Below are 11,865 nucleotides of genomic sequence, written 5' to 3'. Positions count from 1 at the left end.
GACGTAAAGGAGTTTTTGTATGGAAAAATCGTTACTGTTAAAAGAATTACCGGCCAGCTCATGGCCGCGAGAGCGCTTATTGAAGGAAGGAGAAAAGCATCTGACCGATCAGGAATTGCTGGCAATTATTCTGCGAAATGGTTCACGTTCGCAGCATGTGATGGATTTAGCAGGTTTGATTTTGAAGGAGGTTCCTAATTTATATGATCTTAAGCAATTAACGATTGAGGAATTAATGGCTTTTAAAGGAATTGGCAAAACTAAAGCTATTGAATTAAAAGCAGTAATTGAATTTGGTGCGCGCATTCATCGAGCGACTCAACCAAAGTTAGGTCGAGTAAGCTCTAGCTTTGCTTTGGGCAATCATTTAGTCGAAGAGCTGAAGGGATTACAGCAGGAACACTTAATTGCAATGTTCCTAAATACGAAAAATGAGATCATTCAACAGAAAACAATTTTTGTAGGCTCTTTAAACCAATCCATCGCTCATCCAAGGGAAATTTTTCGTGAAGCAGTTCGGGTCAGTGCCGCAAGAATTGCTTTAGCACATAATCATCCCAGCGGTAATCCTCACCCTTCCCGTAATGATTTAGACTTTACAGCCCGAGTGAGAAAGTGCGGAGAAATGATGGGAATTGAAGTGTTAGACCACATTATTGTCGGTGAAAATGAATACATCAGTTTACGAGAAGAAAATTACTGGGAGTAGTCAAATGGGAACCCTTGCATATTTTGTAAGACAAGTGGTAAACTATTTATGTAATTTTGTTTGTTGGAGTTGAAACTATAGTGTCACCTCTATCGTACGAGCAATGTTACAATTCATTAGTGCTTTTCGCACGAGGAGGAAAAGATTCATGGAAAACGGAACAGTAAAATGGTTTAACGCAGAAAAAGGATTTGGCTTCATCACTCGCGAAGATGGCAGCGATGTATTCGTACATTTCTCAGCTATCCAAGGAGATGGTTTCAAAACACTTGAAGAAGGCCAAGCAGTAACTTTCGACGTTGAAGAAAGCGACCGCGGACCTCAAGCAACAAATGTAGTTAAACAATAATTCTGAATCCGAAAAGACCTAGACAAACTGTCTAGGTCTTTTTTTGGCTGATTATTCCTTTAGTAAGGCTTGAAAATCATCAATTGCTTGATGGGTTTCAGGAATGGCAATAGCCAACACGGCCTTTCCAAGACAATATTGCCAATAGACATTGTAGAGGTGCTCAGAGTGAGGCTGATTAAGTCGATTAAAAACTTTTAGTGTAATCTCTTTTGCCAATTGAAGGGTAGTAGTGTCTTGTAGGAAAAAGCGATGAAATTCTTCAGGATAATCGGTGGCATAATTGATAATGGAGCCGGTCAACTGAGTGATGTTGCGAGGATTTTGGTCTTCAAGAAAATCTTGGTATTTCATCAAGGTTCGTTTCACAATGAAGGTCCTCAAGTTTGAAATACTGTTAAACTCACGATAAATAGGCTGTGGTGAACATTGCATTCGCTTAGCAATATTTGCAGCACGGAATTTCCTAAACCCTTCTTCAAGGATTAAGTTGTAGCTTTCCTCAATAATTTGCTCTCGTTTTATTTTTGGTGTTCTCACCATAATTATCTTCCCCTAGATTCGATTTAAACTTCTATATCTGTTAAAATAACATTAGTAACAAAATACTTATTTTTTCTATTCCCTATTGTGCAAATTAATCAGGCATTTGTCAACAAGGATTTCTAAAGAAAATATTCAAAAAAAAGTAATAAATTCAATAGAACCAAGCTTTTATACTAATTTACCAAAGTTTTTATCTTTTTGAAAGAAATATACTCAGAGAACAAAATGCTCAAAAAAAAACACCTGCTCTTTTAAGAGCAAGTGCAAAAAATTTATTGATCAGGCGTCATAATCATAGGAATGATCATTGGGTGACGTTCCGTTTGATCAAACAAGAAAGGCTGTAAAGCAGACACCATTGCGTCCTTTAGCTTGGATTCGTTACAAGCCTTATCATTTAAAGCTTCTCGCAAAGCATGGAACAGAATTCGTTGGCCTTCGTTAATCATATCACCGGATTCCCGCATATAGACAAATCCTCGTGATAAGATGTCAGGACCAGCTAAGACTTCTTTTTTAGCGATATCGATAGTTGCCACTGCCAGAACCAAGCCTTCTTCTGAAAGAATACGGCGATCCCGTAATACAACATTTCCAATATCACCAATGCCGCTTCCGTCTACGTAAACATCGTGAGCATTAAAGTGACCAGCAGGACGTGCGCTATCAGCAGTTAATGCTAACATGTCACCATTTTCCATAATGAAGCAATTTTCTTCAGGAACTCCCGTATCCTGAGCTAACCCAGCATGAATTTTCAGCATGCGAAATTCTCCGTGAATAGGGACAAAATATTTTGGTTTCATTAAGCGCAGCATCAGCTTTTGTTCCTGTTGGCTACCATGTCCGGAAGTATGAATATTATTAACCTTACCGTGAATAACATTTGCACCGGCTTCAGATAACAAGTTAATTAAATGGTTGACACTGGTTGTATTACCAGGAATTGGTGAGCTAGAAAAAATTACAGTATCATCTGGTTGAATTTGAATCTGACGATGGGTACCATTAGCAATGCGGGATAACGCAGCCATTGGTTCACCTTGAGAACCTGTACACAGGATCATCAGCTCATTAGCCGGAATCCGATTAATTTCATGAGCGTCGACAAAAGTTTCATCAGGTACTGTAATGTAACCTAAGTTTCGACCGTTGTTGATAGCATTTTCCATACTACGGCCAAAAACAGCAATTTTACGACCAGTAGCTACAGCAGCCTCAGCTGCTTGCTGCAGTCGAGAAATATTAGAAGCAAAGGTAGCAAAAATAATGCGGCCTTCTACTTTTTCAACAATTCGCAGGATTGACATACCAATTGTTTTCTCAGATTTAGTAAAAGTAGGAACTTCGGCGTTTGTACTGTCTGATAATAAGCAAAGTACGCCTTCTTCACCCAATTTTGCCATTTTGTGCAAATCGGCAGGTTGACCTACAGGTGTGAAGTCAAACTTAAAATCGCCAGTTTCTACAATGTTACCAGAAGGTGTTTTAACCACTACACCTAAAGGATCAGGAATACTATGAGTAGTACGGAAGAAGCTGACTGATGTTTTACGGAAACGAATAACTGTATCCTCATCAATTTCATGCAGCTCAGCATCCCGCAGCAAACCATGTTCATCTAATTTGTTTTTGATTAAAGCAAGCGCTAAAGCCCCTGCATAAACAGGTATGTTGGCTTGTTTCAATAAATAAGGTACTCCGCCGATATGGTCTTCGTGACCGTGAGTAATGACAACCGCTTTGACCTTATTGATGTTTTGAATGACATAACTATAATCGGGAATCACGTAATCAATTCCTAAAAGATCGTCTTCTGGGAATTTGATCCCAGCGTCGATAATGATAATCTCATCTTGAAATTGAACCCCATACATATTTTTCCCGATCTCGCCTAGTCCGCCAATGGCAAAAACGCCAGTTTCGTTGTTTTTCAGCGAGAGTTTCATATTAAAACTCCGTTAGCTTAAAGTCGGCATTTGCTTTTTCATAGTCTAAATGGTTGCCGTCCAAAGCTTGAATGTATTCTACGTTATATGGGGTGTTGTCACGCATCAAGTTATGAACAGCTTCTTCGTTCTTTGCTTCTACATAAAGAGAAAGAGTTTGTTCACGTTTTGGGTTGCGTTCTTTGCTTTCTTGGTAATAAACTTTATAAATCATTACATAATCTCCTTTATCTGCTTACGCAGGATTTTTCCACAACAAAATGAGGGGGCTGAGCCACCTGAAAATTTATGCTCGAACATTAGCCAATCTAATATTACGAGAGGAAGCCTCGACTTTGCTTCCTGGGCTTATAAGTATTTTCACCGTACGTTGTGTTGTGAGTACAACAATTATATGTAGTTTATCATAGAATAGGTAAGAAGTATAGAAACTAGGAGGGGAAAAACCACTGTAGCTGAAAAATTTCAGAAAACCAAAGAAAAAGCGCAAAGAAATTGATGAGAAGTGCAGGCAAAGCATTTTAATTTGTGCTATATTGGAGACATTACGGTATAGAAAGAGGCGAGATGAAATGAGTTTAATGTGGCGGTATACGTTACGCTATAAAAAGCTTTTATTCTTTGATTTTATTAGTGTTTTTGGTTTTATTTTAATTGAATTAGGATTGCCTACAATTTTAGCAATGATGATCGATCAAGGAATAAGCAATCAGGATTTTGATTATGTTAAAAGAATGGGCGTACTGATGGTTGTAATTACAGTGATTGGAATAGCTATGAGCATATCGCTACGCTATTTTAGCTCGCAAATTACTTCGCGGATGGTAGCGGCCATTCGAGACGACCTATACGAAAAGGTTCAAACATTTTCTCATACTGAGTATGAAAGTATTGGGGTTTCTTCATTAATTACCCGAACTACTAATGATGCCTACCAAATCATGCTCTTCATGCAAAATATTCTAACAGCTGGGTTTATGACACCGATGATGTTTGGTATGAGCTTGTACTTGATCATTCGGACAAGTCCTAGTTTAGGAATTTATGTATTAGGGTCACTTCCGGTGTTATTGCTAGCAGTTATCTTAATTGCCAAATACTCAGAACCTTTGTCTAGTAAACAGCAAAAGAATTTGGATAACATTAATAGTATTTTACGGGAAAATCTTTCTGGGCTGCGAGTCATCCGTGCTTTTGTAAATGAAAAATTCGAAGAAATGCGTTTTCGTAAGGTAAATAATGCTTACGCGAACAGCTCCAAAAGTTTGTTTCATTTGATGGCAGTTGCTCAGCCGGGATTTTTCTTCCTATTTAATATAGTGATGGTATTGATTATTTGGAATGGAACGATTCAAATCGATAGTGGTCAATTGGAAGTGGGGACCCTAATTGCTTTTATTGAGTACATTTTTCATGCCCTATTCTCATTCATGATGTTTGCGACAGTATTTATGATGTATCCAAGAGCTAATGTCTCTGCTTTACGGATTCAGGAGGTGTTTGATCGTGATCCTGAAATCAAAGACAATCCTGAAGGAATTACTATGCCAGAGCAAAAAGGCTATGTGGAATTTAAAAATGTGACTTTTGCTTATCCAGGTCATTCCGAAAGCCCGGTAATTCGCAATGTCAGTTTCACTGCCAGTCCAGGAGAAACGGTAGCCTTCATCGGCAGTACTGGTTCTGGAAAATCAACACTGATTCAGCTGATTCCTCGTTTTTACGATGTTACAGAAGGCCAGGTATTAGTAGATGGTGAAGATGTACGGGCATACAAATTGAAGGATTTGCGTTCAAAAATTGGATACATTCCGCAAAAGGCTCAGCTGTTTACTGGTACGATTGCTGAAAATATGCGTTACGGGAAAGAAGATGCGACTCCTGCTGAAATGCGAGAGGCAGCGGATATTGCTCAGGCGACAGATTTCATTTCACAAAAACCAAATGGCTATGACGAAATGTTGTCAGAAGGCGGCAGCAATTTCTCTGGTGGACAGAAGCAGCGTTTAGCTATTGCCCGGGCCGTGATACGTCGTCCAGAAATTTATATTTTTGATGACAGCTTTTCAGCATTAGATTATCAAACCGATGCTAAATTGCGAGCGCGTCTGAAAAAAGAGACGACAGAATCAACAGTGATGATTGTAGCGCAACGTGTAGGAACAATTATGCATGCTGATAAGATTATTGTTTTAAATGAAGGGGATGTAGTCGGGATGGGTACCCACCGTGAATTACTGGAAACTTGTCCTATTTATTATGATATTGCAGCATCTCAACTATCAGAGGAGGAATTAGCATGAAAAAGACCCTCTCTTCCTTAAAACGTTTGATGCACTATATAAATCCATACAAAAAAACCTTTATTGCAACACTAATCTTAACAGTAGTTACTTTAGTCATGAACACCTTGATGCCTTACCTATCAGGGTTACCAACAACTGAAATCACTCGTAATATTCAGCAAAATGAAGCGATTAATTTTGATTATGTTTTTAAATGCTTAATTGCAATTTTGATTGTGGGGATTATCTACAGTGGTGCACAATTAGGCAGCGGATGGTTAATGGCGAACGTTGTCCAATCAGCAATGCGTGATTTACGAGAGGATATTGAAACGAAAATTAATCGGTTGCCGGTTTCGTATTTTGACCGTAACCAGCAGGGAAATATTCTTTCTCGGATTACAAATGATGTAGATGCGGTCAGCAACGCTATGCAGCAAGCAATTATTAAATTGGTTAATGCAGTGTTGGGTATCATTTTTGCTGTTAGTATGATGTTCTATATCAACCCTATGATGGCAGTTATTTCTATGGTTATGATTCCTGCTTCCTTGTGGATTTCAAGAAAAATTGTTCAAATATCTCAAAAGGATTTTCAATCCATGCAAAATGCTTTAGGTGATATGAATGGGTATGTACAGGAAAATATGACAGGGTTTAGTGTATTAAAGTTGTATGGTCGTGAAGAAGAAACTTTGGAAGGCTTCAAAAAAGTCAATCATACCCTGCGACGTTATGGGTTCCGTGCAGCTTTTGTTTCAAGCTTGATGCAGCCGCTGGTTCAATTAACCGCTTATGCAACTTATATTGTTATCGCTGTTTTAGGTAGCTGGAATGTTATCGCCGGCGTGATCTTAGTAGGTCAGCTGCAAGCCTTTATTCAATACATCTGGCAAGTCAGCCAACCAATGGGTGAAATTACTCAGTTGTCATCAATGATCCAAAGTGCTTCGGCTTCAGCAAAACGAGTATTTGAGATTTTGGATGAAGCAGAAGAAAAAGAAAATAAAGTAGATGAACGTCTTCCAGAACCAGTCCACGGGAACGTTGTATTTGATCATGTGAAGTTCAGCTATGATCCGAAAAAACCTTTGATTGAAGACTTAAGCTTTGAGGTCAAAGCCGGAGAAACTGTGGCAATTGTTGGTCCTACAGGTGCTGGGAAAACGACGTTAATCAATTTATTGATGCGTTTTTATGATATCGACAGCGGCCGAATTTTAATCGATGGAGTGAACACTCAAGACATGAACCGTTCAGATGTCCGTTCGCTTTTTGGCATGGTGCTGCAGGATGCATGGCTTTATGAAGGCACGATTGCTGATAACATCCGCTTTGGACGTTTAGAGGCGACTGATTATGAAGTGGTTGATGCAGCCAAAACAGCAAATGTGGATCATTTCATCCGGACAATGCCAAGCGGCTATGAAATGACTATTAATTCTGAAGGGGACAATGTCTCATTAGGGCAGAAGCAATTACTAACAATTGCTCGTGCGGTTATTTCTGATCCAAAAATTTTGATTCTGGATGAAGCAACCAGTTCAGTTGATACACGACTGGAAGGGTTGATTCAAAAAGCTATGGATCGAGTGATGCAAGGGAGAACCAGCTTTGTGATCGCTCACCGTTTATCAACAATTCGTGATGCAGACCTGATTTTAGTTATGAAAAATGGCTCGATTATCGAACATGGAACACATGATAGCTTATTAGAAAAAGGCGGTTTTTATGAGCAATTGTATAATAGTCAATTTGCCGAAGACGCTGAATAGATAAGTAAGCGGCTTGAAATGTCTATAGACATTTCAAGCCGTTTTTTACTTTACTTGTGAATGAAATCCGGCATGATTCAAGCTTAAAAAAACGTTTGAACTTTGGCTCTTTTATGTTTATCTTAAAAGAAGAGCAATTGACAGGTATTCCGTAAGCGAATACACTAAAATTAATTTAAGAAGAATAGGAGATCGACTATGAAATTTTGTACGTTTCGCCAACAGGGAGTAGAACAGGTTGGTATAATTTCCCAAAACAACCAATCTGTTTATGCCCTAAAAGAATTAGATCCTACCATTGAAAAAATGGAAGAATTAATTGAAAAGTATCCTGAGTTAAAAAAAGAAATTGCTGAAAAAATCGAACAATTGACCCCAATTCCCTTAGAACAGGTAGAATTACTTGCCCCAATTCCACAACCAAAGCATGATATGCTTTGCGTTGGTTTGAATTATCGACTGCACGCCTTAGAGTCTGCTAAATTTGCAGGAAGAGACTATCAAAAGCCAGAGCATCCAGTTTACTTTTCAAAACGAGTAAACCGAACGGTTGGTCCTAATGGGACAATCGATGCTCATTCAGATATTACAGAAAAGTTAGATTATGAGGTAGAATTGGCGGTTATTATAGGAAAAACTTGCTCTAAGCTGGCTCCAGAAGAAGTATTCGATGCTATTTTTGGATATACTGTCGGTAATGATGTTTCAGCTCGAGATATCCAAAAAGCTTATGGGCAGTATATGTTCGGTAAAGGACTGGATGATTTTGCTGCACTAGGACCTTGGATTGTCACGAGAGATGAAGTCAATGAGCCGCCTCATCTGAACCTTAAAACTTATGTTAATGGGGAATTGCGTCAAGATAGCAATACAGCTGATTTAATTTTCGACTTACCTTATATGATTAGCGAACTGTCTCAAGGCATGACATTGGAAGCTGGAGACATTCTATTGACCGGTACGCCAGCTGGAGTAGGAATGGGCTTCAATCCACCTAAGTTTTTAAATGCTGGTGACGAGATAATTTGTGAAATTGAAGGTATTGGACAGTTGAGAAATACAATTGTATGAGAAAGAGGTAGAGGAAAATGCCACAATTTATCGCAAACAGTGCTGACATTTATGGAGATGTAACGATTGGTGAAGGTTCAACAGTTTGGTTTCAATCGGTCATTAGAGGAGATAGTAATTCAATTAAAATTGGTGAGGTGACTAATATTCAAGATGGTACAGTCATCCATGTGGATCACGATGCACCAGTCTCAATTGAAGATTACGTAACAGTAGGCCATTCGTGCATCATTCATGGGTGTACTATTCATTCTGGTGCATTAATCGGCATGGGCAGCACTGTCTTAAATTATGCTGAAATTGGTGAGAACAGTCTGATTGGGGCCGGGTCATTAGTTACTGAGCATACAGTGATACCTCCTAATTCGTTGGCCTTTGGATCACCTGCGCGAGTGATTCGTCAGCTAACGTCAAAAGAAATTGAGAAGAATCGTCAAAATGCTTTACACTATCAGGAACAGGGTGCCGCTTATTCAGTAGACCAATTCTCTTCTTATACAGGTGAAAAATGATGAATGAGGATGGATTTCTCCAATTGTATACGGAACTGCAAAAGATCTTTTCAGAAGAAGACCTGCAGGAACTATTAATCTATCCTGATGATCAACAACGCTTTTTAGTTTTCCATCAGAAAGGCATGTATGTACTAGAAAATACTGCTAAAAAACCTTTTCGCTATTACCCAACCAGTCTGTTGAAGCCTTGCAGTGTCTATTCCTGTGCAGGCAACTTTCAACTGGTCATCGAGACTATTGGTGGACATACTTTCAAACTCTTGTTTGAAGAACAGTCCAAAGCCTACCAAGTGATGACCGCCTTGATGGAGATTATGACCTGACAGACACTTTGATGTATCTTTTTTAAAATAATTGCTATAATCTAAAAAAAGGGGAGTGCTGACTATGAAGGGCAATCAAATTAACGGTGAAGCTGTTACAGCAGAAATGCTGGAGGCTAAAGGCTATAAAAGATACCGCGGTGAAGGGATAGACATTTACTATAATAAAGATATTTGCGCACATATTGGCAACTGTGTTCGAGGCAATCCGGATATATTTGAGGTTGGGCGTCGCCCGTGGATTATTCCAGACAACGGGAGTGCAGAAAATGCTGCCTACGTGGTAGACACGTGTCCAAGTGGTGCATTAAAGTTTATTCGAAAGGAAGATTAAACATGGAAATGAAAGAAGAGAAAAATCGCTTAGTGCTATTAAATGATGAAGGTCAAGAAGCAGGAGAAATGACTTGGTCTGATGCAGGAGAAGAAATCATGATTATTGACCATACATTTGTAGATCCAGCCTATCGTGGTCAAAAACTGGCAGAAGGTTTAGTACGTGAGGGTGTTGAAATTGCCCGTCGCGATCACAAAGAAATTATTCCACTGTGTCCATTTGCTAAGCGTGAATTTGAACTAAAAAGTGAGTACAGTGATGTACTAAGAAAATAAACAAAAAGCGGCTCCCCCTAGTCAAACGCTCAGAATTGTGCTAAAGTAATTCTGAGATAGTTTGGGATAAAGGAGGAGCTTTTTTTGTACAATATTATTTTAGGTGTGATTTTGGTATTATCTGTCATTATCATCATTACGATTATGATGCAGCCAAGTAAACAAAATAGTGCAGCAAGTGCATTCACTGGAGGAGCCGATCAATTATTCGGTAAACAAAAAGCACGTGGTTTCGAAGCAGTAATGCAACGATCGACAGCCATTTTAGGTGCAGTTTGGATGATACTTTTATTCGTTTTGATGTATTTATCAAGCAAATAAGGAAAAACCTCTCACATAGGAGAGGTTTTTTTATTTAGTTGGACCGAGTAGTTATTCACCCGGAGAAATCAATTCAATATTTTCAATGGAATTTCCCGGCAGTTGAGGAGGGATTGACATGGTCATGACAGGAACTTTTTTGAGTGTACATTGCACAATGCTTCCTTCTGATAATTGTTCTGGGGACAGCCCTTCTAAAGTATCGATAGGTACATGAACGATTACACCGTCATTTTTAAAGACGGAAACAATGTCCTCTGGATCATTAAGTGCTTCTACTGAATGCAAAACAATACTTAAAACGGAAGGATCAGACTCTGCCGTATAGGAAGAGGTAACTTTACCAGTGAAAATAGTTGTCATTGTAGCTTCTCCTTTCGTTGTTATTTGCTCAGTCGTCTGGGAGTGTTCAGGTTCTGGTTGATTGCTGCAAGCCGTAAATAAAAGTAAAGCAAGCATAAGAACAAGGCGTTTCATGCTAGAATCCTCCGAATCTCTTTTTCGATTAACCAATTATACGAAAAAATTATTCGGACTTACAACAATTAAGCGCTTAATAAAGTGAGAAATTTTTCGGGATTCCAGCGTTTTTATTCACTGAATCGAAAAAATAAAGTATCATCAAAGGTGTGCTAGAATGAATCGAGGAGTTGAGGGTTATGATCCAAACAAAAGCGCCAAAACCTATTTTTTTGCCACACGGAGCTAAGGCTGTTCTATTGTTGCATGCCTATTCTGGAAGTCCCAATGATGTTCGCATGCTAGCTCGTGCATTAGAAAAGCGAGATTATACTGTTTATGCACCAATGTATAAAGGGCATGGGACAATGGATCCGATAGATATTTTGCAGCAAAAGCCTGAAACTTGGTGGCAGGAAACGAAAGAAGCAATCGCCTTTTTACAAAGTAAAGGATATAACGAGATTGCCGTATTTGGTCTTTCAATGGGTGGTGTATTAGCAACTCGATTATTGACTGAAAATCAGGCTGGGGTAATCGGCGGTGGCTTTTTCTGTTCACCTATTGCACCGGTAAAAACTACAGTAGTAGAAAGCTTCTTGGCTTATGCTAAGCAACTATTAGAAGGAAGCAAAACGACAGACATAAATGAACGACTGCGAGAGTATCAACCATTAGTAACCGAACAGCTGGCAAAGATTGAGCAACAGGCAAGTGTAGCCTATCAAAAACTATCGGAAGTTCAGCAGCCTTTTTTCATGGCACAGGCTGGCAAGGATCAAATGATTGAACCAGAAGGGGTATTTAAGACAGCCCGAGAATTAGAACAAGCTCGCTTTCAGTTGAACTGGTATCCCAAGAGTGGTCATGTAATTACTGTTGGTCCTGAACGAAGACAATTAGAGCAAGACGTGGCCGAATTTTTGGCAGGTCTTGATTGGAGAGAATGAA

The 11,865-nt window shown here is 39.1% G+C and carries 15 protein-coding genes; 11 read left to right on the top strand and 4 right to left on the bottom strand.

What is annotated here, in order from left to right; translation table 11 throughout:
* Positions 1-19: 19 nt before the first annotated feature.
* Positions 20-709, top strand: a complete 690-nt coding sequence (gene radC, locus I588_RS17090; protein ID WP_010760019.1) for a RadC family protein — start codon at positions 20-22, stop codon at positions 707-709.
* A 148-nt stretch (positions 710-857) separates the two neighbouring features.
* A complete protein-coding gene (locus I588_RS17085) occupies positions 858-1,058 on the top strand; it encodes a cold-shock protein (RefSeq protein ID WP_010760018.1) in 201 nt (66 codons plus the stop codon).
* Between the two features lie 51 nt (positions 1,059-1,109).
* On the opposite strand, the gene I588_RS17080 is transcribed toward I588_RS17085, so the two are convergent.
* The 3 genes from I588_RS17080 to I588_RS17070 form a co-directional block, all read right to left on the bottom strand.
* Positions 1,110-1,601, bottom strand: coding sequence for a TetR/AcrR family transcriptional regulator (locus tag I588_RS17080; RefSeq protein WP_010760017.1), 492 nt, complete (start codon positions 1,599-1,601; stop codon positions 1,110-1,112).
* Positions 1,602-1,876: 275 nt separating this feature from the next.
* Positions 1,877-3,553: a ribonuclease J1 gene (gene rnjA / locus I588_RS17075; protein ID WP_010760016.1), complete on the bottom strand. Its 1,677-nt coding sequence runs from the start codon at positions 3,551-3,553 to the stop codon at positions 1,877-1,879.
* A gap of 1 nt (position 3,554) precedes the next feature.
* Complete coding sequence (locus I588_RS17070; protein ID WP_010760015.1) at positions 3,555-3,767, bottom strand: DNA-directed RNA polymerase subunit epsilon; 213 nt, start codon at positions 3,765-3,767, stop codon at positions 3,555-3,557.
* Positions 3,768-4,125: 358 nt separating this feature from the next.
* On the opposite strand from I588_RS17070, the gene I588_RS17065 reads away from it, so the two are divergent.
* From I588_RS17065 to secG, 8 genes are all read left to right on the top strand, one after another.
* Positions 4,126-5,856 carry an ABC transporter ATP-binding protein gene (locus I588_RS17065; protein ID WP_010760014.1) on the top strand — a complete coding sequence of 577 codons (1,731 nt, stop codon included), beginning with the start codon at positions 4,126-4,128 and terminating at the stop codon, positions 5,854-5,856.
* Complete coding sequence (locus I588_RS17060; protein ID WP_010760013.1) at positions 5,853-7,613, top strand: ABC transporter ATP-binding protein; 1,761 nt, start codon at positions 5,853-5,855, stop codon at positions 7,611-7,613. The genes I588_RS17065 and I588_RS17060 overlap by 4 nt, the downstream gene beginning before the upstream one ends.
* A 198-nt stretch (positions 7,614-7,811) precedes the next feature.
* A complete protein-coding gene (locus I588_RS17055) occupies positions 7,812-8,684 on the top strand; it encodes a fumarylacetoacetate hydrolase family protein (protein ID WP_010760012.1) in 873 nt (290 codons plus the stop codon).
* A gap of 17 nt (positions 8,685-8,701) precedes the next feature.
* Complete coding sequence (locus tag I588_RS17050) at positions 8,702-9,196, top strand: gamma carbonic anhydrase family protein (RefSeq protein WP_010760011.1); 495 nt, start codon at positions 8,702-8,704, stop codon at positions 9,194-9,196.
* Positions 9,196-9,522, top strand: a complete 327-nt coding sequence (locus I588_RS17045; RefSeq protein ID WP_034694753.1) for a hypothetical protein — start codon at positions 9,196-9,198, stop codon at positions 9,520-9,522. Before I588_RS17050 ends, I588_RS17045 begins: the two co-directional genes overlap by 1 nt.
* A gap of 64 nt (positions 9,523-9,586) precedes the next feature.
* Complete coding sequence (locus I588_RS17040; protein WP_010760009.1) at positions 9,587-9,856, top strand: (4Fe-4S)-binding protein; 270 nt, start codon at positions 9,587-9,589, stop codon at positions 9,854-9,856.
* A gap of 2 nt (positions 9,857-9,858) precedes the next feature.
* On the top strand, positions 9,859-10,134 hold the full coding sequence (locus I588_RS17035; protein WP_010760008.1) for a GNAT family N-acetyltransferase: 276 nt from the start codon (positions 9,859-9,861) through the stop codon (positions 10,132-10,134).
* Between the two features lie 84 nt (positions 10,135-10,218).
* Positions 10,219-10,455 (top strand): preprotein translocase subunit SecG, encoded by a 237-nt coding sequence (gene secG, locus I588_RS17030; protein WP_010760007.1) that lies wholly within the window; start codon positions 10,219-10,221, stop codon positions 10,453-10,455.
* 51 nt (positions 10,456-10,506) lie between these two features.
* On the opposite strand, the gene I588_RS17025 is transcribed toward secG, so the two are convergent.
* The gene (locus tag I588_RS17025) at positions 10,507-10,932 is read right to left on the bottom strand and encodes a hypothetical protein (protein ID WP_010760006.1); all 426 of its coding nucleotides are present in this window, start codon (positions 10,930-10,932) and stop codon (positions 10,507-10,509) included.
* A 182-nt stretch (positions 10,933-11,114) separates the two neighbouring features.
* Here I588_RS17025 and I588_RS17020 point away from each other — a divergent pair, with 182 nt between their 5' ends.
* On the top strand, positions 11,115-11,864 hold the full coding sequence (locus I588_RS17020) for an alpha/beta hydrolase (RefSeq protein WP_010760005.1): 750 nt from the start codon (positions 11,115-11,117) through the stop codon (positions 11,862-11,864).
* Position 11,865: the final 1 nt, after the last annotated feature.

This window comes from Enterococcus pallens ATCC BAA-351, from assembly GCF_000407485.1.
Lineage (GTDB): Bacteria > Bacillota > Bacilli > Lactobacillales > Enterococcaceae > Enterococcus_A > Enterococcus_A pallens.
The sequence above is the reverse complement of the archived record's forward strand: the minus strand, read 5'-3'. Positions and strand labels throughout refer to the sequence as shown.